This is a genomic window from Ochrobactrum quorumnocens (assembly GCF_002278035.1).
Lineage (GTDB): Bacteria > Pseudomonadota > Alphaproteobacteria > Rhizobiales > Rhizobiaceae > Brucella > Brucella quorumnocens.
The window spans coordinates 1,930,927-1,955,117 of the sequence record NZ_CP022604.1 but is presented as its reverse complement, the minus strand read 5'-3'; the positions used below and the strand labels follow the sequence as shown (position 1 = coordinate 1,955,117).

Below are 24,191 nucleotides of genomic sequence, written 5' to 3'. Positions count from 1 at the left end.
TTCCTTCGATCCTATGTTAAGTCGAAACATCGTCCCGTTCTCGCGGGATGGCCGTGGTATCGATTGGACCCGTTATGAATCCGAACTATCGCAACTTCGCCCTTTGGGCGATCATTGCTCTGCTCTTGATCGCGCTGTTCAACCTGTTCCAGAGTCCTGGCCAGCGCACCAATTCCCGTGAAGTTTCCTATTCCCAGTTTATCGACGACGTTTCCAACGGGCGCGTGAAGTCGGTAACGATCACTGGTGAGCGGATTAGCGGTACGTTTGCCGATAACGGCTCGACCTTCCAAACCTATTCGCCGGGTGATACCGGACTGGTTTCCCGTCTTGAAGAAAAGGGTGTGGCTATCACAGCCCGTCCTGAAAGCGACGGTTCCAGCTCGCTTTTGGGTATTCTCCTTTCCTGGCTTCCAATGATCCTTATTCTGGGTGTGTGGATTTTCTTCATGCGCCAGATGCAGGGTGGCTCGCGCGGCGCGATGGGCTTTGGCAAGTCTAAGGCCAAACTTCTGACCGAAGCGCACGGACGCGTGACTTTTCAGGATGTTGCAGGCGTTGAAGAAGCCAAGCAGGATCTGGAGGAAATCGTTGAATTCCTGCGTGATCCGCAGAAATTCCAGCGTCTGGGGGGTAAAATTCCACGCGGCGTTCTGCTCGTAGGCCCTCCCGGAACCGGTAAGACGCTTCTTGCGCGCTCCGTTGCTGGCGAAGCCAATGTGCCGTTCTTCACGATTTCCGGTTCTGACTTTGTTGAAATGTTCGTTGGTGTTGGTGCAAGCCGCGTCCGTGACATGTTCGAACAGGCCAAGAAGAATGCACCTTGCATCATCTTCATCGACGAAATCGATGCCGTCGGTCGTCATCGTGGCGCCGGTCTTGGTGGCGGCAACGACGAACGCGAACAGACGCTGAACCAGCTTCTGGTTGAAATGGATGGTTTTGAAGCAAACGAATCAATCATTCTGATTGCTGCAACAAACCGTCCCGACGTTCTTGATCCAGCGCTTCTTCGTCCAGGTCGTTTCGACCGTCAGGTCGTGGTTCCGAACCCGGATATCGTTGGTCGCGAACAGATCCTGAAAGTGCATGTGCGCAATGTTCCGCTTGCACCGAATGTCGATCTCAAGATCATTGCACGCGGCACACCGGGCTTCTCTGGTGCAGACCTTGCCAACCTCGTGAACGAATCTGCTTTGATGGCAGCGCGTCGTAACAAGCGCCTTGTGACCATGCAGGAGTTTGAGGACGCTAAGGACAAGATCATGATGGGTGCGGAACGCCGCTCTGCCATGACGCCGGAAGAAAAGGCCAACACGGCTTATCACGAAGCCGGACATGCCATCGTAGCGATGAATGTGCCGAGTTCTGACCCAGTCCATAAGGCAACCATCATTCCGCGTGGTCGTGCGCTGGGTATGGTGATGCAGTTGCCAGAGGGTGATCGTTATTCGGCGACCTATACGTGGATGATTTCGCGTCTGGCGATCATGATGGGTGGCCGCGTGGCTGAAGAGCTGAAGTTCGGCAAGGAAAACATCACTTCTGGTGCTTCCTCTGATATTCAGCAGGCCACCAAGCTCGCTCGTTCGATGGTGACTCAGTGGGGTTATTCCGACAAGCTCGGTCGCGTGGCTTATGGCGATAATCAGGAAGAAGTCTTCCTTGGCCATTCGGTTTCGCGCACGCAGAATGTTTCGGAAGAAACCGCGCAGATCATTGATGCCGAAGTGCGTCGCCTGATCGACGAAGCCTATGCCGATGCAACCCGCATTCTGACTGAAAAGCGTGAGGATTGGATTGCTCTGGCTGAAGGTCTGCTTGAATATGAAACGCTGAGCGGCGATGAAATCAAGCAACTGATCGCTGGCAATAAGCCATCGCGCGATCAGGGTAGCGATACGCCGTCGCGTGGTTCGGGTGTGCCGAAAGCTGGCAGTGCGCGCAAGCGCAAGGGTGAAGAACCAGGCAGCGAGCCTGGCATCGAACCAAATCCGCAGCCGCAGTAACCGTTGTTAAACCTAGGAAAAGCCGGGCAGTCAGCCCGGCTTTTCTGCTTTGGCAGCTGATTTATCAGAAAGGCTCGGTTAAGGATTTCGGCGCATCATAAGCACAATGGTGAGGCACGCGGCTTTGATGCGATTTATTTCCCCGAAAGGTGAAATTGCAATGACTGGTGGTTTTGCGCTAATAACGCAGACAATCTATTGTCGGCTATTGCCGGGCTAATAAAATCCGGATGCCATTGCCGTCTCACTGGTTTAACAGCGACTGATATTTGATTGCTTCGAGATAGCTCTATGGCGCAACGCAAGGCTAAAAATATGACACGTAAGTATTTTGGAACCGACGGCATTCGCGGCAAGGCCAACAGCTTTCCGATGACGCCTGATATTGCCATGAAAGTTGGTATGGCAGTTGGGCACATCTTCCGCCGTAGGGGCCAAGCCTCGCGCGTTGTGATCGGCAAGGATACACGTCGTTCCGGCTATATGCTGGAAAATGCTCTTGTGGCCGGTTTCACCGCAGCTGGCATGGATGTGTTTCTGCTTGGACCAATTCCGACACCGGCTGTTGCCATGTTGTGCCGTTCATTGCGTGCCGATATCGGCGTGATGATTTCTGCCTCGCACAATCCGTTCTTTGACAATGGCATCAAGCTTTTTGGTCCCGACGGCTTCAAGCTTTCTGACGAGATCGAATTGCAGATTGAAAGCCTGATCGATAGTGATCTCTCGGCTCATCTTGCGACCCATGGCGAAGTGGGTAAGGCAAAGCGCGTCGATGGCGATATTTATCGCTATATCGAGTTTGCGAAGCGCACGTTGCCTCGCAATATATCGCTCAACGGTCTGCGCGTCGTTGTCGATTGCGCCAATGGTGCCGGCTATAAGGTAGCGCCTGCTGCCCTTTGGGAGCTTGGTGCAGAAGTCATCACGATCAATGATGAGCCGAACGGTATCAACATCAATGAGGATTGTGGTTCAACCCATCCGATTGGTTTGATGAAGAAGGTGCATGAAGTGCGTGCCGATGTCGGCATAGCACTTGATGGCGATGCGGATCGCGTTCTGCTCGTCGATGAGAATGGAACCGTGATTGATGGCGACCAGCTTCTAGCGGTGATTGCCGAATCGTGGGCTCGGTCTGACCGTCTGCAAGGCGGCGGTATTGTCGCGACCATCATGTCCAACCTAGGCCTCGAACGCTTCCTCCATGACCACAATATGACGCTTGCCCGCACCAAAGTCGGTGACCGTTACGTCGTTGAACATATGCGTGAGCATGGGTTCAATGTGGGCGGCGAGCAGTCAGGGCATATCGTCCTGTCGGATTTCGCGACAACCGGCGATGGCCTGGTCTCGGCTCTGCAGATTCTTGCGGTCGCGCAGGAAGAAAACAAGCCGCTGAGCGAGTTATGCCGCAAGTTCGAACCGGTGCCACAGCTTCTCAAAAACGTCCGCACCACTGGCGGCAAGCCGCTTGAGAACAAGAAGGTCAAGAGCGCGATTGACGAAGCCACTGAGCGTCTTGGCGCTCAGGGTCGTCTTGTCATTCGTCCATCGGGAACCGAACCGCTTATCCGCGTGATGGCCGAAGGAGATGATCGCGTTCTCGTCGAAAAGGTTGTTAATGATATTATCAGCGTCATTTCTTCGGAAAGTGCCGCTGCCTGATTAGCACGATTGCATGAGAACAAAAAAGCGCGGCAATTCCGCGCTTTTTTGTTGCGGATACGCCCTGCCGCATACTTTAGGGAAGCTTAATAAACGTAGTTAAAAAACAAGGTTAAGTTGTATTTAACTTTTCCTGAATAGTCTGCCCCTGAATACTCGGTTCCGACGCGGTTGCGGCGTGACAAATCGATGGGGCAGATAAATGAACAATCTTATTAGAAATTTGTGTGCTGGTTTGGCCGCATCGGCAGCTTTGTTGGCTTCAGGTTCTCTCGGTGTAGCAGCCGACTACATTGAACCCGTACCAGAAGTGGTTGTCGCTCCCCCAGCTGTTGGTGGCTGGTATCTGCGTGGCGATGTGGGCTACTCGGCTGCAAAGTTCCGTGGTGCGAGTTATACGCTGCCGGGTGGAGGCGGGTGCAATACCTGCGGTGAAGGCGATCCACAGATCCATGGCGGCAAGCTGAAAGGCTCATTCCTGCTTGGCGGTGGCGTTGGCTATCAGGTGACCGACTACTTCCGTACGGATTTGACGCTCGACTACATGACGCGTGCGAAGTTCACCAGCGACCGCGACGAAAGCCAAATGTCTGCTTTGTCACTCCTGGCCAACGCATATGTTGATCTCGGCAATTTCGGTGGCGTGACGCCTTATGTCGGTGCTGGTATTGGTGGCACCCGCGTGAAGTGGAACGACCTTGTTGATACCACGAATGACGGCGTATTGCCCGGCGATGCAAACTGGCGTTTCACCTATGCTCTCATGGCCGGTGCATCGGTTGATCTGACCCAGAACCTCAAGCTCGATGCTGGTTATCGTTATCGCCATATCAATGGTGGCAAGATGTTTAATGGTGCATACGGTGTGGGCGATGGATACGACAAAGGCATGAATGTCCACGATGTACGTGTCGGCCTTCGCTATATGTTCGGCGGCTAATCGTAACGCGTTGATTGAAATAAAGGCTCGGGCAACCGGGCCTTTTTCTTTTTGTTTCCGAAAATCCTGTCCAAACGGCACATAAGTTAGTTTTGTTACGATTTTCCGTTTTAAAATTTCGGTTTGCGCATACAAGGCCGCATGAAATTAAAGCATGTCGCAGTTAAATGGGTTCGTTTAACGTTCGCGAACATGCGGCAATTAAAAGAATCTAGAGCGAGCACCATGGGTGCGATCAAACGCGACACGCTCTAGTGTCGCCTCAAAAATAAAAGTTAGACTGCGCGCAGTCTGAAGGGAGAGAAATGAAAGCCCTCGTCGCGTTGTCCGATTTTGTCGGACGTTCCTTTGCCGTCTGGATTATCGTCTTTGCCGTACTTGGTTTCCTGCTACCATCGACGTTCAGCGTGTTTGCGCCGTGGATCGTCGTGTTGCTCGGCATCATCATGTTTGGCATGGGCCTTACGATTTCGACCAAGGATTTCGCGGAAGTTGCCAAACGGCCGTTTGACGTGCTTATCGGTGTTATTGCCCAGTTCCTGATTATGCCGCTCCTTGCCGTTTTGCTGACGCGCATTATCCCGATGTCACCGGAAGTTGCTGCAGGCGTAATTCTTGTTGGCTGTTGTCCGGGTGGCACTGCAAGCAATGTGATGACCTATCTCAGCAAAGGCGATGTTGCGCTCAGTGTTGCTTGCACCAGCGTCACAACCTTGCTTGCACCGATTGTCACGCCGTTTCTCGTCTGGTTTTTTGCCAGCCAGTACCTTCCCGTCGATGCGATGAGCATGTTTGTCAGCATCCTCAAGGTTATCCTCGTGCCGCTTGCGCTTGGCTTCATTCTGCAAAAGCTGATGCCAGGTCTTGTGAAGGCAGCAGTTCCGATGCTGCCGCTGGTGTCTGTCATCGGCATTGTTTTGATTGTCGCTGCTGTGGTTGCGGTCAACAAGGTCGCGATTGCCCAGTCCGGTGCATTGATCTTCGCGGTTGTCGTGCTGCATAACGGATTTGGTTTGGTGTTGGGCTATTTCGCGGCACGAGCTGCTGGTCTTTCGCTTGCTAAACGCAAGGCGATCAGCATCGAGGTCGGCATGCAGAACAGTGGTTTGGGTGCGGCACTCGCGAACGCGCATTTTTCGCCTCTGGCGGCTGTTCCGAGTGCCGTTTTCAGTGTGTGGCACAATGTTTCTGGTGCGCTCATCGCAAGCTATTATGCGCGCATGCAAGATGAGCCATCCAAGAAGTAATCCCAGAGCATGTCTCCCAAAATTGGGAACAGGTTTTCGGAATCTAAATGACTACTAGAGCGTGTCGCGTTTGATCGCACCCATGGCGCTCGCTCTAGATTCTTTCAATTGTCGCATGTTCGCGGGAGCTCAAATGAATCCATTTGAGCTCGACATGCTTTTTAGGCATCCAAACTCGCCGGGACCAATCTCGGCAGGTTCTGCAAAAATAACTTTCACGCCATATTGTGAAAATTTTGCTTTCCGGTATTTTCATCAGCGGGCCACGCCTCCCCAACGAGGCGCGTGCTATCTGTGAGGATAGGAAACAAAATGACGACGATTGCGAAGCCGGCAGTTCGCCCGGCTAACCCTAATTTTTCATCTGGTCCCTGTGCAAAACGCCCTGGTTGGTCGCTTCAAGCGCTTGCCGATGCGCCGCTTGGCCGTTCGCACCGCGCGAAAATCGGCAAGAACAAGCTGAAAGAAGCCATCGACCTTACCCGTGAAATTCTCGGCGTTCCCGCTGATTACCGCATCGGCATTGTGCCTGCATCCGATACGGGTGCTGTTGAAATGGCGCTGTGGTCGCTGCTCGGTGAGCGCGGCGTGGATATGGTTGCATGGGAGAGCTTCGGTTCGGGCTGGGTCACCGATGTGATCAAGCAGCTCAAGCTCGAAGACACGCGCACCTTTGTTGCGCCTTATGGCGCGCTGGTCGATTTCGCTGAAGTCGATTTCGACCGCGATGTGGTTTTCACTTGGAATGGCACGACTTCTGGCGTTCGCGTACCAAATGCTGATTTCATTCCAGCAAATCGTAAGGGTCTGACCATTTGCGATGCAACATCGGCTGCTTTCGCGCAGCGTCTTGATTTTGCAAAGCTCGATGTCGTCACTTTCTCATGGCAGAAAGTGCTGGGCGGCGAGGGCGCACACGGCATTCTCATTCTTTCCCCACGCGCTGTTGCACGTCTGGAAAGCTATAAGCCAGCATGGCCGCTGCCAAAGATATTCCGCCTCACTTCAGGCGGCAAGCTGATCGATGGCATTTTTGTTGGCGAAACGATCAACACGCCTTCCATGCTTTGCGTTGAAGATTATCTCGACGCACTGAGCTGGGCGCGCTCTGTTGGCGGTCTTGACGGTCTGGTTGGGCGCGCCGATGCGAACTTCGCAGTTCTCGATGCTTTTGTTGAAAAGACGCCATGGATTGCGAATCTGGCGCAAAAGCCTGAAACGCGATCCAATACCTCTGTCTGCCTGACGATCGTTGACCCGGAAGTGACTGCACTTTCGGCGGATCAGCAGGCGGCTTTTGCTAAGGGCATTGTTTCGGCGTTGGAAAAAGAGGGCGTTGCCTTCGATATCGGTGCCTATCGCGATGCACCGTCGGGCTTGCGCATCTGGACCGGTGCTACGGTTGAAACTTCCGATCTCAAAGCACTGACAGCATGGCTTGATTGGGCTTTCGGCTTACAGAAAGCCGCGCTGAAAGCTGCTGCTTAATCCGGGGAAGTGCATGAATTCGTGGTCGCGTTGGGGCGATCACGATCAGCATTCCATTCGTTTCGACGCATGGTCCAAACCCAAGCCGGTTCATAGCTTTTGCTGGACATGCTCGATTAAAGATTACTTGAAGGAGGCCTTCCATGGCACCTCGCGTTCTCGTATCCGATAAATTGTCGCCGACCGCCGTCCAGATTTTCAAAGATCGCGGCGTTGAAGTTGATTATCTGCCCGATCTTGGCAAGGACAAGGAAAAGCTCCTTGAAGTCATTGGCCAATATGATGGTCTGGCGATTCGTTCGGCCACCAAAGTCACCGAAAAGCTGATTGCAGCCGCCACCAACCTCAAGGTTGTCGGACGTGCTGGTATCGGCGTCGACAATGTTGATATTCCGGCCGCGTCGCGTCGCGGTATCATTGTGATGAACACGCCTTTCGGCAATTCGATCACCACTGCAGAACATGCAATTGCACTGATGTTTGCTGTTGCTCGTCAGCTTCCTGAAGCTGACGTTTCAACCCGCGCCGGCAAGTGGGAAAAGAACCGCTTCATGGGCGTCGAAATCACTGGCAAAACGCTTGGTGTTATCGGCTGCGGCAATATCGGCGCGGTTGTTGCCACACGCGGCATCGGTCTCAAGATGCATGTCGTGGCGTTTGATCCATTTCTCTCCGAATCGCGCGCACAGGAACTCGGCGTGGAAAAGGTGGAGCTGGATGAACTTCTGGCACGCGCCGATTTCATCACGCTGCATACACCACTGACCGACAAGACACGTGGCATCATCAATGCAGACGCACTTGCAAAGACTAAGTCAGGGGTTCGTATCGTCAATTGCGCACGCGGCGGCCTGATCGTGGAAAAAGATCTGGTCGAAGCGCTTAAATCGGGGCATGTGGCAGGCGCTGGTATCGACGTTTTTGAAACCGAACCTGCAACTGAAAACGAGCTGTTCAATCTGCCAAACGTCGTTTGCACCCCGCATCTTGGCGCTTCGACTTCAGAAGCACAGGAAAATGTGGCTTTGCAGGTAGCCGAGCAGATGTCGGATTACCTCGTCAAGGGGGCGGTATCAAATGCCATCAACATGCCCTCGATCACGGCAGAAGAAGCACCGCGTCTCAAGCCGTTCGTCAAGCTTGCAGAAGTTCTGGGCGCTTTCGTTGGTCAGGTAACAGACGAGCCTATTCAGGAAGTCGAAGTGCTTTTTGACGGCTCGACCGCTGGCATGAATACCCGCGCTCTGGTGAGTGCGGCTCTCGCAGGTCTGATCCGACCGCAGGTGGCTGATGTGAATATGGTTTCGGCACCGATCATGGTGAAGGAACGTGGAATCATCGTTTCCGAGATCAAACGCGACAAGTCAGGTATCTTCGACGGCTATATCAAGCTGACCGTGAAGACGACCGAACGTGAACGCTCGATTGCCGGAACCTGCTTCTCTGATGGCAAGGCGCGCTTCATTCAGATCAAGGGAATCAACCTTGATGCCGAAGTCGGTCCACACATGCTTTATGTGACAAATGTCGACATTCCGGGCATGATTGGTCTGCTTGGTACGATCTGCGGCAAGCACAATATCAACATCGCAAACTTCGCTCTCGGACGTAATCATCCGGGCGGCGATGCGATCGCGATGCTCTATGTCGATGACAGGATTCCACAGGCAGCACTTGACGAACTCATTGCACAAGAGGCAATCAAGGCGGCAAGACCTTTGGAATTCAACATCGAGGAAGCTTGAGCAACATGACGGACGGGATTGAACAGGCAGAATGGCGACGCATGCAAGCGCCAGATATGGCGCGTGTGACGGCTGTGGCCAATGTCGTTCATCCCGACTTCTTCGAGGATGAGGCGGTCTTCCGGGACCGCTTCAGCATTTATCCGGCTGGTTGCTTTGTACTGGCACGCGGCACTGAAATTCTCGGTTATGGTATCAGCCATCCGTGGAAACTTGATTCGGTCCCCGCCCTTAATTCGGTGCTGGGTGAACTGCCCAATGACATCAGCACGTATTACATTCACGATATTGCACTTCTGCCTGAAGTCCGTTCTGGCGGGCAGGCATCGCGTGTTGTCGAGCTGATGGCAGCGCAGGCCGAACGTGATGGTTTCGTTACCATGGCACTTGTTGCCGTTAATGGGTCTCAGGGCTTCTGGGAGAAAAAGGGCTTTGTCATTCGTGATGTGCCTGCACTCGAGGAAAAGCTGCAAGGCTATTCTGATGAGGCGCTCTACATGGTTCGCGCTGGCTAGAAGAGCGTTTTACCACAGAATAGCCATATTCTCGACACCGGCTCGCCATGTTTTTCCCCGTTTTGAAAGCTGTTTTTCCAAGTTGTCGTGAAAATATTCGCATTTCCTGCATGAAAGAGTCGCGTAAGCAGGATTCAGTCGGTATAGAGACGAGGGATCAGCACCTCGCGTTTCATTGACGGGGCTTGCTTGCGATCCTTGGGCTATACATTACGGCTGAAATGCCGGACCGAGGAGTTTTCTCAATGGCGAATGTAGTTGTCGTCGGGTCGCAATGGGGCGATGAGGGCAAGGGAAAGATCGTGGACTGGTTGTCCGAGCGCGCCGATGTGATTGTGCGCTATCAGGGCGGTCATAACGCGGGTCATACGCTTGTCATCGATGGCGTCAGCTACAAGCTTTCGCTTCTGCCATCCGGCCTTGTGCGCGGCAAGCTGAGCGTGATCGGCAATGGTGTTGTGGTTGATCCGCATCATTTTGTCATGGAAGTTGAGAAACTGCGCGGTCAGGGCATCGAAATCACGCCGGACGTGCTGCGCATTGCGGAAAACGCTCCGCTGATTCTCTCCATTCATCGCGAACTTGACGCTATGCGCGAAGGCGCTACTGAAGGCCTCAAGATCGGCACGACCAAGCGAGGTATTGGCCCTGCTTACGAAGACAAGGTTGGCCGTCGTGCAATCCGCGTTATCGACCTGACTGAGCCGGAAACACTGGAGCCAAAGGTTGAGCGTCTGCTCACCCATCACAACCTGCTGCGTCGCGGCATGGGTCTTGAAGAAATCTCGGTTAAGACCATTCTTGAAGAGCTGACTTCGGTTGCCGACAAGATCCTGCCTTACATTGATCAGGTCTGGCGCGTTCTCGATGAACGCCGTAAGGCTGGCGCTCGCATTCTTTTCGAAGGTGCGCAGGGTGCATTGCTCGATAACGACCACGGCACCTATCCGTTCGTCACCTCGTCCAATACGGTTGCCGGTCAGGCAGCTGCCGGTTCGGGTCTTGGTCCGACAGCAATCGGTTATGTTCTCGGCATTACCAAGGCGTACACCACCCGTGTTGGCGAAGGTCCGTTCCCGACCGAACTCAACGATGAAATCGGCGAATTCCTTGGCACCAAGGGCCATGAATTTGGTGTGGTGACGGGTCGTAAGCGTCGTTGCGGCTGGTTCGATGCGGTTATCGTTCGCCAGACGGTTCGCACGTCCGGCATTACCGGCATTGCACTGACCAAGCTCGACGTTCTCGACGGTCTTGAAGAAATCAAGATTTGCGTGGCCTATGAGCTTGATGGCAAGCGCATCGACTATCTCCCATCCTCAATGGGTGCGCAGGCTCGCGTGAAGCCGATCTATGAAACGCTGCCGGGCTGGTCGGAAACGACAGCTGGTGCGCGTTCGTGGAATGATCTTCCGGCACAGGCTGTCAAATATGTTCGCCACATCGAAGAGCTGATCGGTGCTCCGGTTGCAATGCTTTCGACGAGCCCTGAACGTGAAGACACGATCCTCGTAACCGATCCATTCCAGGATTGATTGATCTGAACTTCGGTTCTGCAAAAATAATACACCCGGTTTGCCATCATGGCGGACCGGGTATTTTTTTAAGGTTTTTTCGCGATCATTTTGAAAGCGTTCACTTAATCGTTGCCGCAACCTTTGCTTTCCATCGATTATTGTGATTATTGAGACATTTACTGCATTTCGAACTCGCGGAAACTGGGTAAAACGGCATGGCGGATTTTGTAGCGGTTCTGAAAAAGACAATCGATGCGCAGGCAGACAAATCGCCTGAACTGCGCCAGCGTGTCTATGCAAAGGCGCGTGCGACGATTGAACAGAAGCTTGTGACTGCGAATGCCTCGCAAGTTGTGGCTGTCCGCCAGCGCAAGATTCTCGAAGACGCTATTGAAGAAGTTGAAGCTTTTTACGCCCCGCCGGCATCGACGCCTGTGGTTGAAGAACCGCAGACGGATCCGCTGGAAGACTTTCTGCACGAATCAACCCGTTCGACACGAATGTCGTCCTATGATGATGAAGCTCCGGTTTCGACCGAGCGTCGTTATTCCGACGGCGATGTCGATAGTGATGCTGCTGCCGCGCCGGTTCATTCTCGTAGCAATGATGACTGGGCCGTTGAGCGCGATAGGGACGGTTCTGATGACAAGGCGTATGCCCGCCGCGGGGAATATGCAGATCAGGACGTTCGGAAAGAAAAGCGCTCGTTCAAGGGTTTGATCATCGGCCTTATTGCCGTCCTCGCTCTTGGTGGCGTGGGTTATGGCGTTTGGGCAAACAAGGACAAGCTGCAGGAACTGGCATCAAGCCTTGGCCGCAGCGATGCGCCTGCCAGCGGTGATACGGGTACAACGCAACCACCTGCAGAAGAGACGCCGCCAGCCGGACAGACCGCCGGTAATGAGCAGCCGCCGAGCGAACAGACGCCAGCAACACCTGAAGAACAGAAGATGACGCAGCGTCTCATGCCAGATGGCAGTGAGACCGATGAAGGCCCGGCGGGTGGTCAGGCTGGCGTTGGCGAAGGCAAATCAACAGCCGCTTCGACACCAACGCCTGAGCAGACCAACACCCAGAATCAGCCGCAGTCTCAGCAGGCCGTAGCCGTTGGCCAGCAGGCGCTTCTCTATGAAGAGCGCGGCGGTACGGAAACCGGATCGGTTGAGCGTGGCAACGTCGTCTGGTCCGAGATTGAAGAAAGCCCAAGCGAGGGCGAACCGGCAGCGCCAGCTATTCGTGCAAGCGTGACGATGCCTGACAGCAAGGTTGAGCTGAAGATGACGATCCGCAAGAATACGGATCAATCGATTCCTGCCAGCCATCTGATTGAAATGGTCTTCACCGTGCCTGATAATTTCGTTGGCGGTGTCGTCGATAATGTTCAGCGTATTACGTTCAAGGATACCGAGCAGGCAGCGGGCAACCCGTTGATCGCTGTACCATCCAAGATCGCGGATAATTTCTTCATCATCTGGCTTAATGATGCAAAGACCGCGCAAGATACCAATCTTTCGCTGATGCGTCGTCTGCAGTGGATCGATATTCCGGTTTCCTACCGCAATGGTCGCCGTGCGCTGATCAGTCTTGAAAAAGGAGTTCCCGGCGAGAAGGTCTTTAATGACGTTCTCGGCGTGAACTAAAACGCAGAACAGAGAATCATAAAAGGCCGCTGTAAAGCGGCCTTTTTTATTGAAACCAATACGATTATTTCTTTTCTGCGAAAGCCTTGATTGCCTTGGCTACTTCGTTTGCTGCAGTTTCAGCACTGTCAAAGCCACCCAGTTCTACAACCTTACGGCCTTCTGGAAGCTGCTTGTAAACGCGGAAGAATGCTTCAAGGCGCTGTTGCTCAATCTTTGGCAGATCCGAGAGCTCCTTGATGTTGTCGTAGGTTGGATCGATTTTGGAGGTTGGAACAGCCACGATCTTATCGTCGGTTTCGCCACCGTCGATCATCTTCAGAACGCCGATTGGGCGGACCTTGATAATTGCGCCTGGAACGATAGGTTCACGGGTGTAGACGAGGGCATCAAGCGGATCACCATCGCCAGCGAGCGTGCTGGTGATCGAACCGTAATTGGCCGGATAAATCACAGGCATCGACTGATAACGATCAACAACGATGTGACCGGTCTTGTCGTCAATTTCATATTTGGTGAAGCTGCCCTGAGGAATTTCGATGGCAGTGAAGAACTCTTTCCCGTCCTGTTCTTTCTGAGGATAGTCGAGATAAGAGACATATTCAGACGCAGATACGGCGGTCGCAGCGGTGAGAGCGAGAGCTGCAGCGAGCAGGAGCTTTTTCATGGGATGACCTTTAGGCTTCGGTGAAATACACCTGTTGCCTAAAGCCATTGCGTCACAGTTATTTGACGGATTTTTATCGGTTGCGTGACAGTGCGTCACCACTCGACGAGTAGCGAACAGCGCATTTCGATTTTACCCGAAAATCCGCTTGTCAATTTGGTCAAGCATTTCAAAAACAAACTGCCGCAAAATGGAGGGATCCATTTGCGGCAGACATTGGTTTCAAAGACAGAAGAATTTTAGGCGTGAGCTTCCTCGACATGGTTCAACGCCTTCTGCTGTTTGAAAGCTGCGGCCTTGACGGCGGCCTGTACTTTTTCAAAGGCGCGCACTTCAATCTGACGCACGCGTTCGCGGCTGATGCCAAACTCACCGGAAAGGTCTTCCAGGGTCATTGGGTCTTCTGAAAGGCGACGAGCCTGAAAAATGCGACGTTCGCGATCATTAAGCGTGTCCATGGCCTGTTCGAGCAGTGAACGGCGGCTTTCCAGCTCGTCCTGTTCAATCAGAACCTGTTCCTGGCTGCTGCTGTCATCGACCAGCCAATCCTGCCATTCGCCCGATTCCCCTTCACTCGCGCGCAGAGGCGCATTGAGCGAAGCATCGCCGGACAGACGACGGTTCATGGAAACGACTTCTTCTTCGCTGACTTGCAACTTGGTTGCAATCTGCTTGACCTGATCCGGGTTGAGATCGCCGTCATCAAGCGCCTGAATTTTGCTCTTCATCTTGCGCAGATTGAAGAACAGACGCTTTTGATTGGCAGTCGTGCCCATCTTCACAAGGCTCCACGAGCGCAGGATATATTCCTGGATCGACGCCTTGATCCACCACATTGCATAAGTAGCAAGACGGAAGCCGCGTTCTGGTTCAAAGCGCTTGACTGCCTGCATCAGGCCGACATTGCCTTCGGAGATAACTTCACCGATCGGCAGGCCATAGCCGCGATAGCCCATTGCAATCTTCGCAACCAGGCGAAGATGGCTGGTCACCAGCTTATGAGCTGCTTTCGCATCAGTATGTTCATGATAACGCTTAGCCAGCATGTATTCTTCCTGCGGCTGAAGCATTGGGAAACGACGAATTTCTTCAAGATAGCGGGTAAGACCACCGTCACCGGATGTAATGCTGGGGAGATTAACCTGGGCCATAGAGCACCCTCCTTTATAGTTTCAGGCTCCCATTTGGCGAACCTGTCGCGGGGGCTGCCTCCTGCACTTCCCACACGCGAGCCTCCATATATAGGCACGATTTTGGCGAAAACACGATCTTTAAACTCATGAAACAATCTGTCACTAGAATGTGAACAGCAAGGGAGCACATGCTCATCCATGATGCTGCGATAAGCACCCTTGCTATTTGTGTTCACGCACATCCCATCCGAAAACCGTTTCACACTTTTCGGGATGAGCTTAAACATAGTCATGAGTGGCCCAAAAACGAGCCCGATATTCTTTACAGGCTTTATATAGAGTGGCTGCGGAAACTTTCCAAAAGGTGTTTCATATCTTCCGGCATCGCTGCTTCAAAGCGCATTAGCTCTTCTGTTGCGGGATGCGTGAAAGCGAGAAGCCATGCATGCAGCGCTTGGCGGTGGAAGCCGTGTACGGCATTCTTGAGCGGTTCTGGCAGCTTGTTGGCTTTGGTTTTATAGGCACTGCCATAGTCCATGTCGCCGACAAGCGGATGGCCGATATGGGCCATGTGAACACGGATCTGATGCGTGCGACCCGTTTCGAGACGGCACTCGACCAACGAAGCAAGCGAGGTTGCATCTTCCTGTGGTGCAAACTTCTCAATCGTCGAATAATGGGTGACCGCGTGGCGCGCATCTTCGCGCTCTTCTTTCACGACGGCCTGTTTGGTGCGATCGCGATGCGAGCGGCCAAGATGGGCATCAATCACACCTTGCGGGCGCTCAGTCATGCCCCAGACGAGTGCAAGATAAGCGCGTTCCAGATCGCCGGTGCGACCGTGATCGGCAAACTGTTCGCTCAAATGGCGATGGGAACGGTCATTCTTGGCAACAACCATAACGCCACTTGTATCCTTGTCCAGACGATGAACGATGCCGGGACGGCGGATTCCACCGATACCGGACAAGCTATCGCCACAATGATATATGAGGGCATTAACAAGCGTTCCCGTCCAATTGCCGTTCCCCGGATGGACAACAAGGCCTGCGGGCTTGTTGATGACGATGAGATCATCGTCTTCATAGAGAATATCCAGCGGGATGTTCTCGCCTTGCGGATCGGCAGGTTCAGGCTCAGGCAGCACGATGGCAATCTTCATGCCTTCGCGCAGCTTTTGCTTGGCACCGCTGGCGGGAATACCATCGAGGGTCACATGACCCTCAGCAATCAGGGACTGGACGCGACTGCGGGAGAGTTCCGGCCCCAATGCTGCGGCCAGCCACTGGTCTAATCTTTTGCCTGCAGCATCTAGGTCGGCAATTAGTTCTTTCAATTGTCTCTTCCCTTCGTTATCACGCGCCCACGCGGGTGCATGAACCGGAGTCATTTAATGCAGGATCCACACTATCCCAGATATCAGAATCAGCAGGATTCAGGATATCAGGACTATCAGCAGGGCTATTATCCGGAACAACAACAGCCGGAACCCCCGCTTGATCCAGCGATGGAGAAAGTCCGTCGCAAGATGATCCGTCTGCTTGCAGTTTCCATCGGTGTTATGTTGATAGGTCTTATGGCTGTGCTTGTCGCAGTTGTCTACAAGATCAATCGCGCGCCGGACGCAAGCGAAACAGAAGCTGCGCGCACAGACATTCCGGGACAGGCTGCAATTGCACCCTCGCTGCCTGAGCCAATCAAGCTGATTGAATCGCAGATTGAACTTGCGCCGGGTACGCGCCTGCTGTCGCAAAGCCTGTCTGGCCAGCAGCTTTCGCTGGAAACTTTGCTGCCAGACGGCGGCACTGAGATTATCGTTTACGATTATCGCGAGTCCCGTATCATTGGCCGCATCAAGCTCGGTAATGTCGAGTAATTCATGAGTTACAGGGCGGCAGTTTTGTCGCCCTTTTCAATATCAGCTGGCATTGCGCTTTGGGCTTGTCAGGTCTATATCAGCGGAAGCTACTTGGCTCTGCGCCCATCGTCTAGCGGTTAGGACGGCGCCCTCTCACGGCGCAAACAGGGGTTCGATTCCCCTTGGGCGTACCAAGATTTCAACACCTTCAATTAAAATGGCTCTTGCTCGCGAATTGACGTCTGTTCAATTTGGAGAGACGTTCGCGCGCTGACTGGTTGAAGCGGTAGCCTCTAGCATTGGACGCAAACGTTGCTTAAAGAGTTTGATGCACGGCATAAAGCCATTACAAGTCTACTCCTGATCACAGATATATCGACGACAGTTGAAGAGCTAAATACTGAGGGTGAAAATGCGTCATACGAAATACTCCGCTGTCTTCTGCGCCGCTTTAGGAATGTACGCATTCCCCCTTGTTCCAGCATTGGCCCAAGCAGGGTTTGACTGCGGAAAAGCTTCGACTGCAACGGAAAAGGCGATTTGTTCTAAGGAAGAGATTGCCGAGGCAGACCGTGCTATGTCGATTGCGTATTCTGCACTGATTGAAAGAGCCGATCCTGCATTGAAGGAAGCACTTCGTGTGGATCAGGGCGACTTCATTCGGTTGCGCACTCAGGCGTTTGAAAGCAATTTATCTAATCAAGAAAGCAAACTGCAAGGTTTGCTGGACCGGACAGAAATGCGCGCAGAGTTCCTCAACTGGATATCGGTCACCAGCAACTCATCCTTTGAAGGCAACTGGCGCAACGAATGGGGCCTCGTAGAGCTGGAAAAAAATACATCAGGCCAGCTGTCGGTGAAAATCAACGTTGCCGATCAGGCGAATGGGAGCTGGGTGTGCAACTTCGAGGGTGTGCTTGAGCAGAAAACACCGGGTGAGGCAGAGTTTAAGGGCGGGTCCGGACCCCTTGTGCTTCAGTTGGAAGGAGCAACCTTGAAAATTCCTACACAATTTTGCGATGAGTCTACTTCCGGTGGCTTTGGCACTGCGGCCGGCACCTATTTTCGCGTTGGTGCACCATAATCGGTGCACACCGCGCTGGTAATGGGGCCGACATCCTTGGTTGTATCAGAACCTTCGGCCAAGGTGCCTATTCTGCTCAGGGACTAATCGGAGAATCGGCTCTGTATGAACCAAGCGAAATCTATCAGGAAGCAGAACTGGTGCTTCTCGGCGATTATATCCCTGATCTTTGGCGCAATAACCGCATTCATTTTCTACTATCTTGTTTTCTTCGGCGTGGGTAACGACGGATATCTGGTGATATTCTGTGTCTACACGGCACCCGTGGGGATCATATCCGGTCTCTGGGGCCTATTTTACTGGCGCAGCTTTGTTGCCTTTATAGGCTTCATTCTGAGCCTCTCACCGCTTGCCTATTTGTGATCGCACGATGAAGAGCCCTCATTAGCAAGGGTGATCAGAAAATGGTCTGGGGAGATGTTTGCCATTCCAGTTGCAAAAATTTGCAACTGGAGCATTGCCGGTGCATAATCTCAGCATGAGTGAATCGTATAAGAAACCCGATTATGAGCAGGAGTTGAGGCAGGCTGGTGTCCGCATTACGCGGCCGCGCCGCATCATCCTGAACATATTGACTGAGACGGAAGATCACCCGGACGCGCTGGAGATTTTCCGGCGTGCGGTCGAGATCGACAATAGCATTTCGCTATCCACCGTTTACCGGACTATGAAACTGCTCGAAGAGCTAGGTGCGATCCACCGCCACGCCTTTGCTGGTGGACCGTCCCGGTTCGAACAGGCGAGTGGCGCACATCATGACCATATTATTGATATGGATAGTGGCGATGTGGTCGAATTCCGCTCTGACAAAATCGAAAAATTGCAGGAAGAGATTGCGCGTTCGCTCGGATATGAGATCGTTCATCACCGTCTCGAACTTTATTGCAAAAAAATAAAATCCTGAGGGAACCAAATCCCTCAACTGGCGTTTTTGCTATGAGGACTGCAACCCGCCCCGCAAGCAGTCTTCATCGTTCACTTCAATCTCCCCGTATGAAGTGGACAGCGAGAATGCCGCGCAGACGCCCCCGTTTATGCAGCTGGCGTTCCGCATATTCAGAGTAAAGCCGTTGTGGTGAGGACCATAACGGCTTTTCTTTTGTCGTGTGACTTGGATTGATGGGCCAATTGAGCGTGTCGCGCTATAGCGGTTCCAGTTAAGACTGAAACGTTAGAACCGCTGTAACTGTTTGTTTTTACGCATTATCCAACGCAAAATCACTTCGCACTTTTTGCTGGAAATGCTTTAATCGCACCCGTGGCACGTGCTCTAGGTTCATTTAATTGTTGCATGTTCGCGGGAGCTCAAATGAATCCATTTGAGCGCGGCATTCTTCAGAGCCCATGCAGCCTTTCGGCGGCCCAAAGCAGGTTCTAACTTACTGGCTCTACGCATCGTGCTTTCCCAAAATCGATTCCGATTTTAGGGCCGATGCGCTGGTCTTTCTAAGAATCGAATTGTTCTGCCGGAACCGTAAGAGAATAGACAGCGCCTGCGCCATCCACGCGGTATTCAGCATGTCCACCCACAGCTGAGGGAACAATGCGTTGTAGAACGGCGCTGCCAAAGCGCGGATCGTGTTGATAGACTTCGGGCATAGACGGGTTGGTTTCTTCCCAATGAAAAACCAGCTCCTCGTCACCTTTTTCCGTACGGTGGATTTTTGCGGAGATGATAACGCGTCCATAAGGGATCGAAAGCCCGCCAAAAGATGTCGCGTTGATAATCAGCTCATGCAGAGCAAGGCCGACATGCAATGCAGCACCTGGGAAAAGATAAGGATTGTCGCTTTCGATGATCAGGCGCTCATCGTTAATGTCGATATATTTTTCAATCTGTGAGCGGACGAGATCGAGAAACAATGCGCCGTGCCAATTGGAATCGGTCACCAGATCCTGAGAATAGGAGAGGGACTGGATACGACCGCGAAATTTTAGAAGAAAGTCATCGACAGAATCAGTGAAGCGAGCCGTTTGGCTGGCAATGCTCTGAACAATGGCGAGCAAATTCTTTGAGCGGTGGCTGACCTCGCGCAACAATGTTTTCAACACTTGTTCGCGGCGTTTCAGCTCGCTGATTTCAAGAGCCGTGGTGACCAGCCCCAATACGGTTCCATCGGAATCGCGATCGCAATCAATGTGAAACTCTATCCAGCGAAGTTTATCGCCGTCGTTGATAGCCAACTCGACATTCTGTGCCGTGCCAGTTTCGAGTGCTGTCTGTTTTGCATGATCAAGCCGCGACATGGATGTGGAGAAGATAAAATCGCAATCCTTGCCGCCCGCTTTCCATTTTTCCTGCCAGTAAGTGGGGATGTTTTCGCCCCATGAGTAAAGGAGGTCGGGTGTTTGATAGAGAACGCAAACATTGCTGTTCCGCACGGCTCGCAACAATGCGCGCAAACGTGAAGCATCCGGCTCTGTTTCTTTGAGAGTTGGGTTTGATGCTGTCATGAATGCCTCAACTGCCGTCCGTTGTAGAATGAAAATAGCTTGGTGATCGATAAAATTGTGTTTTGAAATAGAGAGTTTAAGAACGTCTGATTGTTTCGAAGACGAATGATCGCGCCGTTGGCTGGAGCCTTATCACGACGCGATCTATTTGTGGGCTGGGGGAGGGCTGAAATATGCCCTCTACCAGCAATATTCCTTCTATCGTTTAAGCCTTGCGGATAGCAGAAGCGATCAGCGATACGACGAGCAGCGCCAGGAATACGAAGAACAGAATCTGTGCGATACCGGCTGATGCGCCAGCGATACCACCAAAGCCCAAAGCACCTGCGACCAGAGCTACCACGAGAAAAACGAGAGCGTAATAAAGCATTTTGGTTCTCCTTTTCATTGATTGAAAGGGAAACGTTCTGTCTATGCTTTTGGTTCCTTGGAATAGACAATTTGCAGGTCCAGACCCAAAAAAATCACGCGTTTTCAAGCGGATGATTGTTTGCTGAAAGCTAATGCCCCTGAAAAGATTTTCTTTACAGGGGGCACTAACTTATGGGCTCTATCGTGTGTTTTTAGGCTGCGACTTGAGCGGCTTCCTCAAAAAACAGGGCTTGGCTGATAAGCGCCTTGACCATGTCGGGATTAAACGGCTTGGTCACAAGGAAGGTCGGCTCAGGCCGTTCGCCTGTGAGGAGGCGTTCCGGGAAAGCCGTGATGAAGATCACAGGAACAGTATCATCCTGCAGAATTTCATTGACCGCATCGATACCCGAGCTTCCATCCGCAAGCTGAATATCCGCAAGCACCATGCGTGGCTTTTCGCGCTTATACAGCGCAAGCGCTTCATCCTTAGTGCGCGCAATACCAACCACTTCATGACCCAGACTTTCGACCATCTGTTCGATGTCCATGGCAATCAGCGGTTCGTCTTCGATGATCATGATGCGGGTCGCGACCTGCTTCGAGATTTCGGTGGAAGCGGCTGCCAGAATCCGACCAAATTCACTTTCTTCCAGTTCGAGAATTTCGGCTGCCTCACGATCATTGAAGCCCTCGACTGCAACGAGCAAAAATGCCTGTCGCGGCAAGGGAGCGATATGAGACAGGTTCCTTGCTGCCTGCTTTTCCCATGCAAATTCAGACGCAGGTTCCGGTATCTGGACGGACGCCGTCTTGTAGAGACTGCAGAACAGTCGATAAAGAGCAATTCGATCAGCAGATGAAGGCGGGAAGATACTGATATCTGCGATCAAAGCTTCCAATGTTGCTGCAACATAGGCATCACCCGATGCCTGCGAGCCTGTCAGGGCGCGCGAAAAACGACGAAGATAAGGAAGGTGCGGCGCAATACGCGTCGATAACGTCATGGTTCATAGACTCCTCAGTGCCGCTATTCTTGTTTTTTAACACTCACGGTCAGGCCTGAAAGCCTTTGGAGAATGTTATAGAGCGCGGCATTATGATACGAAAACGTCACGGCTTGAAAATAGTTCCACGAGAAAGTGACAATTCCGGGAACTTTTTGAGAGTGGGTGCATTTAGCCTGTGAATGCTGGGGCTTGGTAATATCGAAACAGGGCTTAATGCCTAGAATGAACAAGAGATGACGAACAAGAAAAACTTTCATGCGAACGGGGTCGGGGTACGGCTAAACGGGCGCGTCCGGAAGGACATTTTGGGGCCAAACTGCGAAGTAGGCCTCAAACTAAAAGCGCTTTATACTTCGATACAGGATGAGACAATTCCGGATCGTTTTCTCGATCTTTTGGAAAAACTCGATCAGGCTGAACAGGAGAGTACGCGTGAGCAGAGCACTGGTTCCGTCGGCTGAGGAGATGGCGCAATTCAAGCGTGAACTCCTGGCATCGTTGCCGAGTCTGCGTGCGTTTGCCATATCGTTGATCGGTCAGCATGACCGCGCTGACGATCTCGTTCAGGACACAATAATGAAAGCCTGGGCCAAGCAGGAATCCTTTGAGTTGGGTACCAACATGAAGGCTTGGCTCTTTACGATCCTTCGTAATGAATTTTACACGCAAATGCGCAAGCGCGGTCGTGAAGTGCAGGACACTGATGGCGTGTTCAGCGAGCAGCTTGCAGTGCATCCTTCGCAGTATGGAATGCTGGATTTGCAGGACTTCAAAGCAGCTCTCGACCAATTGCCTGATGATCAGCGTGAAGCAATCATTCTGATCGGTGCATCAGGCTTTGCCTATGAGGAAGCTGCCGAAATCTGTGGGTGTGCTGTGGGCACGATCAAAAGTCGTGTCAGCCGGGCTCGTACGCGTCTGCAGGAGATATTGCAGATTGAAGGCGATGCAGACTATGGACCTGATGCGAACTCCTCCCGCGTGACTTTGAGAAGCTTTGCCTAGAACACGACCCGAAAAACGGGAACCGGTGTTCTGACCAAGATATGCGTAAAAACAAAAAGATAGAGCGTCGTGCGCCCTCTCGGGCGCTATACAACGATGCTCTAAACTTTCGTATCAACGCAGTGTGCCTTCCAAAAATCGATACCGATTTCTGGGCCGATGCCGTTGTGGTTTTTAAGCATTAGCTACTTGAAGATTTCGCTCTACTAATATTTGCTTGCGAAACCAGCGCCGGTGACCCGTAATGGTCATCGGCGCTGGTTGCGGCTTCAAAACGTTGCAGCGCCGTCTATTTCAGGCGCTTTCGCGCGTGAGGCTTAAGCTTAATAATTCTATCGTGGATTGACCTTTGGTATCAGCCTTTTCAACTCGTCTTTTAAAACCTTCCGTTCGGCCGATAGCATTCATCGTGTCGCTTAGCTTAGTTCTGTTGTCGGCGCTGATAACACTGTTCCTTTCCTATGGTGTTAACAGCCAGGTCGTTGATATCTCCAAGAATTTCGAACTGCGTGAGCAGGTCGGCCGGGTCACGCGCATTGCCTATAATATCGAGATGAGCCGTCGCGGCTATCTTCTGACTTTGGATGACGCCTATCTCGAGCTTTACCAGCGCTCAATCGTCAATATCGATCAGACGCTCTCCGATCTTGCTTTGTTGACGGAAGGCAATCCGCAACAGGATGCCCGGGTCAAAAAGATCAAGGCGCTGGTCGAGCGTGCACATGATGATGTGCGAACCACAGTCAATCTCGCCAAGGCGGGCAAGGTTCAGGAAGCCATTGAAAAAGTGCGCGGTGATGAGGGCAGGCTCCTGATGGATCAGCTCTCCGAAACTGTCTCTCAGTTTATTGCCACCGAAGAACAGGAACTTGCCGAGCGTAACGCCCATATTCATCAGATGCGTTACTGGCTGACAGCGACTTCGATTGTTGCGCTTGCCTCCGCTTTCGTGCTGGGCTTTTTGCTCTTCTCGCGTGTTCAACGCGCGGCACGCGTTCTTTTTGAAGGTCAGTCGGCCTTGCTGTCGGAAAAAGAGCTTCTTGAAAAGCGTGTGGGTGAACGGACAGCTGAATTGGAGAAAGAACGCGCCATCGCTGAACGGGAGCGTCAGCGCGTCGAGATTCTTTTGCAGGATTCCAACCATCGTATCGGTAATTCTCTTGCGACTGTTTCGTCGTTGCTTGGGCTGCAGCTGCGACAGACGCGCAGTGAAGAAGCGCGCGCCGCCCTTTCTGCCGCCCGCGATCGTGTGCAGACCGTTTCCACTGCCCACCGCAGGCTTCGCCTGGGTGAAGATATGGAATCGACGCGTATCGACGAGTTTCTGGAAACCGTTATCGAGGATATTCGCAACGCTATCGGCGAAGACCGCAAGATCAGCTTTCAGACCGATTTTGCGCCGCTTGATCTCAAAGCACGCGATGTCACCACCGTCGGGATCATTTTGGGCGAACTCATCACCAACGCCGTCAAGCACGCCTTTAAGGGGCGGCAAGAGGGGCAGATCGCAGTGAGTTTCAAATTTGATGATGAAACCGGAATACCTGCTCTGATCGTTGAAGATAACGGTGTTGGTTGGCAGAGGGACGAGACTGAGAACGCCAAGGAACAGACCGGGCTTGGAACGCTGGTCGTCGAGCAGCTTTGTATGCAGTTCGGTGAAAAGCCCGTCTACGAAACGGCTGAGAGCGGTTCCGGCACACGTGTCATTGTGCGTCTTTCATCCCTTGCGAGCACAAAAGAAGATCCGGAAACTGAAGCCGCCGGATAAAAGGCACTGATAACAAAAGGCATCTCCCCGTGATCAGAGCCATTTCCAACTTTTTCTGGAAATGCGCGGATCACGGGGAGATGCTTTTT

The 24,191-nt window shown here is 52.6% G+C and carries 22 protein-coding genes and 1 tRNA gene; 17 read left to right on the top strand and 6 right to left on the bottom strand.

Annotated features, from left to right (window positions below):
• Nucleotides 1-74: 74 nt before the first annotated feature.
• From ftsH to CES85_RS18960, 9 genes are all read left to right on the top strand, one after another.
• The gene (ftsH, locus tag CES85_RS19000) at nt 75-2,009 is read left to right on the top strand and encodes an ATP-dependent zinc metalloprotease FtsH (RefSeq protein ID WP_095447320.1); all 1,935 of its coding nucleotides are present in this window, start codon (nt 75-77) and stop codon (nt 2,007-2,009) included.
• A gap of 315 nt (nt 2,010-2,324) precedes the next feature.
• On the top strand, nt 2,325-3,677 hold the full coding sequence (glmM, locus tag CES85_RS18995; protein ID WP_191793448.1) for a phosphoglucosamine mutase: 1,353 nt from the start codon (nt 2,325-2,327) through the stop codon (nt 3,675-3,677).
• A gap of 202 nt (nt 3,678-3,879) precedes the next feature.
• The gene (locus tag CES85_RS18990; RefSeq protein ID WP_095447318.1) at nt 3,880-4,617 is read left to right on the top strand and encodes an outer membrane protein; all 738 of its coding nucleotides are present in this window, start codon (nt 3,880-3,882) and stop codon (nt 4,615-4,617) included.
• 305 nt (nt 4,618-4,922) lie between these two features.
• The gene (locus CES85_RS18985; RefSeq protein ID WP_095447317.1) at nt 4,923-5,864 is read left to right on the top strand and encodes a bile acid:sodium symporter family protein; all 942 of its coding nucleotides are present in this window, start codon (nt 4,923-4,925) and stop codon (nt 5,862-5,864) included.
• A gap of 312 nt (nt 5,865-6,176) precedes the next feature.
• A complete protein-coding gene (locus CES85_RS18980; RefSeq protein WP_095447316.1) occupies nt 6,177-7,352 on the top strand; it encodes a phosphoserine transaminase in 1,176 nt (391 codons plus the stop codon).
• A 143-nt stretch (nt 7,353-7,495) separates the two neighbouring features.
• Entirely contained in the window at nt 7,496-9,097 is a 1,602-nt protein-coding gene (gene serA, locus CES85_RS18975; protein WP_095447315.1) for a phosphoglycerate dehydrogenase, read from the top strand.
• Between the two features lie 5 nt (nt 9,098-9,102).
• Entirely contained in the window at nt 9,103-9,612 is a 510-nt protein-coding gene (locus tag CES85_RS18970) for a GNAT family N-acetyltransferase (protein ID WP_095447314.1), read from the top strand.
• 245 nt (nt 9,613-9,857) lie between these two features.
• Nucleotides 9,858-11,147, top strand: a complete 1,290-nt coding sequence (locus CES85_RS18965; protein ID WP_095447313.1) for an adenylosuccinate synthase — start codon at nt 9,858-9,860, stop codon at nt 11,145-11,147.
• A 197-nt stretch (nt 11,148-11,344) separates the two neighbouring features.
• On the top strand, nt 11,345-12,769 hold the full coding sequence (locus CES85_RS18960) for a transcriptional regulator (protein ID WP_095447312.1): 1,425 nt from the start codon (nt 11,345-11,347) through the stop codon (nt 12,767-12,769).
• Between the two features lie 64 nt (nt 12,770-12,833).
• Here the strand turns inward: CES85_RS18960 and CES85_RS18955 are convergent, their stop codons facing one another.
• The 3 genes from CES85_RS18955 to CES85_RS18945 all read right to left on the bottom strand — a co-directional run bounded on the left by CES85_RS18955 (nt 12,834) and on the right by CES85_RS18945 (nt 15,959).
• Entirely contained in the window at nt 12,834-13,436 is a 603-nt protein-coding gene (locus CES85_RS18955) for an inorganic diphosphatase (protein WP_095447311.1), read from the bottom strand.
• Between the two features lie 239 nt (nt 13,437-13,675).
• Complete coding sequence (gene rpoH, locus CES85_RS18950; RefSeq protein ID WP_095447310.1) at nt 13,676-14,587, bottom strand: RNA polymerase sigma factor RpoH; 912 nt, start codon at nt 14,585-14,587, stop codon at nt 13,676-13,678.
• 313 nt (nt 14,588-14,900) lie between these two features.
• The gene (locus tag CES85_RS18945; protein WP_191793450.1) at nt 14,901-15,959 is read right to left on the bottom strand and encodes an RluA family pseudouridine synthase; all 1,059 of its coding nucleotides are present in this window, start codon (nt 15,957-15,959) and stop codon (nt 14,901-14,903) included.
• Nucleotides 15,960-15,962: 3 nt separating this feature from the next.
• Between CES85_RS18945 and CES85_RS18940 the strand changes: the two genes are divergently transcribed.
• From CES85_RS18940 to CES85_RS18920, 5 genes are all read left to right on the top strand, one after another.
• On the top strand, nt 15,963-16,445 hold the full coding sequence (locus CES85_RS18940) for a hypothetical protein (RefSeq protein ID WP_095447308.1): 483 nt from the start codon (nt 15,963-15,965) through the stop codon (nt 16,443-16,445).
• A gap of 101 nt (nt 16,446-16,546) precedes the next feature.
• A tRNA-Glu gene (locus CES85_RS18935) sits at nt 16,547-16,621 on the top strand.
• A 218-nt stretch (nt 16,622-16,839) separates the two neighbouring features.
• Nucleotides 16,840-17,511, top strand: coding sequence for a lysozyme inhibitor LprI family protein (locus tag CES85_RS18930; protein WP_095447307.1), 672 nt, complete (start codon nt 16,840-16,842; stop codon nt 17,509-17,511).
• Nucleotides 17,512-17,616: 105 nt separating this feature from the next.
• Nucleotides 17,617-17,874 carry a hypothetical protein gene (locus tag CES85_RS18925; protein ID WP_210318362.1) on the top strand — a complete coding sequence of 86 codons (258 nt, stop codon included), beginning with the start codon at nt 17,617-17,619 and terminating at the stop codon, nt 17,872-17,874.
• A 115-nt stretch (nt 17,875-17,989) separates the two neighbouring features.
• Nucleotides 17,990-18,415, top strand: coding sequence for a Fur family transcriptional regulator (locus CES85_RS18920; protein ID WP_024895691.1), 426 nt, complete (start codon nt 17,990-17,992; stop codon nt 18,413-18,415).
• A gap of 542 nt (nt 18,416-18,957) precedes the next feature.
• On the opposite strand, the gene CES85_RS18915 is transcribed toward CES85_RS18920, so the two are convergent.
• From CES85_RS18915 to CES85_RS18905, 3 genes are all read right to left on the bottom strand, one after another.
• Nucleotides 18,958-19,965, bottom strand: a complete 1,008-nt coding sequence (locus tag CES85_RS18915) for a PAS domain-containing sensor histidine kinase (RefSeq protein ID WP_095447306.1) — start codon at nt 19,963-19,965, stop codon at nt 18,958-18,960.
• Between the two features lie 205 nt (nt 19,966-20,170).
• Nucleotides 20,171-20,335 (bottom strand): DUF1328 domain-containing protein, encoded by a 165-nt coding sequence (locus CES85_RS18910; protein WP_007876538.1) that lies wholly within the window; start codon nt 20,333-20,335, stop codon nt 20,171-20,173.
• 193 nt (nt 20,336-20,528) lie between these two features.
• A complete protein-coding gene (locus CES85_RS18905) occupies nt 20,529-21,323 on the bottom strand; it encodes a response regulator (protein ID WP_095447305.1) in 795 nt (264 codons plus the stop codon).
• A gap of 236 nt (nt 21,324-21,559) precedes the next feature.
• On the opposite strand from CES85_RS18905, the gene CES85_RS18900 reads away from it, so the two are divergent.
• From CES85_RS18900 to CES85_RS18890, 3 genes are all read left to right on the top strand, one after another.
• Nucleotides 21,560-21,787 carry a NepR family anti-sigma factor gene (locus tag CES85_RS18900; protein WP_095447304.1) on the top strand — a complete coding sequence of 76 codons (228 nt, stop codon included), beginning with the start codon at nt 21,560-21,562 and terminating at the stop codon, nt 21,785-21,787.
• Between the two features lie 4 nt (nt 21,788-21,791).
• Nucleotides 21,792-22,331, top strand: coding sequence for an RNA polymerase sigma factor (locus tag CES85_RS18895; RefSeq protein ID WP_095447303.1), 540 nt, complete (start codon nt 21,792-21,794; stop codon nt 22,329-22,331).
• A gap of 349 nt (nt 22,332-22,680) precedes the next feature.
• Nucleotides 22,681-24,102: a sensor histidine kinase gene (locus CES85_RS18890; protein WP_095447302.1), complete on the top strand. Its 1,422-nt coding sequence runs from the start codon at nt 22,681-22,683 to the stop codon at nt 24,100-24,102.
• Nucleotides 24,103-24,191 lie beyond the last annotated feature (89 nt).

Excerpts from the sequence above, each read along its gene's own strand:
- CES85_RS18915 (WP_095447306.1), bottom strand. The coding sequence starts at position 19,965 with ATGACAGCATCAAACCCAACTCTCAAAGAAACAGAGCCGGATGCTTCA.
- rpoH (WP_095447310.1), bottom strand. The coding sequence starts at position 14,587 with ATGGCCCAGGTTAATCTCCCCAGCATTACATCCGGTGACGGTGGTCTT.
- ftsH (WP_095447320.1), top strand. The coding sequence starts at position 75 with ATGAATCCGAACTATCGCAACTTCGCCCTTTGGGCGATCATTGCTCTG.
- CES85_RS18970 (WP_095447314.1), top strand. The coding sequence starts at position 9,103 with ATGACGGACGGGATTGAACAGGCAGAATGGCGACGCATGCAAGCGCCA.
- CES85_RS18990 (WP_095447318.1), top strand. The coding sequence starts at position 3,880 with ATGAACAATCTTATTAGAAATTTGTGTGCTGGTTTGGCCGCATCGGCA.
- glmM (WP_191793448.1), top strand. The coding sequence starts at position 2,325 with ATGACACGTAAGTATTTTGGAACCGACGGCATTCGCGGCAAGGCCAAC.
- serA (WP_095447315.1), top strand. The coding sequence starts at position 7,496 with ATGGCACCTCGCGTTCTCGTATCCGATAAATTGTCGCCGACCGCCGTC.
- CES85_RS18985 (WP_095447317.1), top strand. The coding sequence starts at position 4,923 with ATGAAAGCCCTCGTCGCGTTGTCCGATTTTGTCGGACGTTCCTTTGCC.
- CES85_RS18980 (WP_095447316.1), top strand. The coding sequence starts at position 6,177 with ATGACGACGATTGCGAAGCCGGCAGTTCGCCCGGCTAACCCTAATTTT.
- CES85_RS18965 (WP_095447313.1), top strand. The coding sequence starts at position 9,858 with ATGGCGAATGTAGTTGTCGTCGGGTCGCAATGGGGCGATGAGGGCAAG.
- CES85_RS18925 (WP_210318362.1), top strand. The coding sequence starts at position 17,617 with ATGAACCAAGCGAAATCTATCAGGAAGCAGAACTGGTGCTTCTCGGCG.
- CES85_RS18895 (WP_095447303.1), top strand. The coding sequence starts at position 21,792 with ATGGCGCAATTCAAGCGTGAACTCCTGGCATCGTTGCCGAGTCTGCGT.
- CES85_RS18945 (WP_191793450.1), bottom strand. The coding sequence starts at position 15,959 with ATGACTCCGGTTCATGCACCCGCGTGGGCGCGTGATAACGAAGGGAAG.
- CES85_RS18905 (WP_095447305.1), bottom strand. The coding sequence starts at position 21,323 with ATGACGTTATCGACGCGTATTGCGCCGCACCTTCCTTATCTTCGTCGT.
- CES85_RS18940 (WP_095447308.1), top strand. The coding sequence starts at position 15,963 with ATGCAGGATCCACACTATCCCAGATATCAGAATCAGCAGGATTCAGGA.
- CES85_RS18910 (WP_007876538.1), bottom strand. The coding sequence starts at position 20,335 with ATGCTTTATTACGCTCTCGTTTTTCTCGTGGTAGCTCTGGTCGCAGGT.
- CES85_RS18960 (WP_095447312.1), top strand. The coding sequence starts at position 11,345 with ATGGCGGATTTTGTAGCGGTTCTGAAAAAGACAATCGATGCGCAGGCA.
- CES85_RS18955 (WP_095447311.1), bottom strand. The coding sequence starts at position 13,436 with ATGAAAAAGCTCCTGCTCGCTGCAGCTCTCGCTCTCACCGCTGCGACC.
- CES85_RS18900 (WP_095447304.1), top strand. The coding sequence starts at position 21,560 with ATGACGAACAAGAAAAACTTTCATGCGAACGGGGTCGGGGTACGGCTA.
- CES85_RS18920 (WP_024895691.1), top strand. The coding sequence starts at position 17,990 with ATGAGTGAATCGTATAAGAAACCCGATTATGAGCAGGAGTTGAGGCAG.
- CES85_RS18930 (WP_095447307.1), top strand. The coding sequence starts at position 16,840 with ATGCGTCATACGAAATACTCCGCTGTCTTCTGCGCCGCTTTAGGAATG.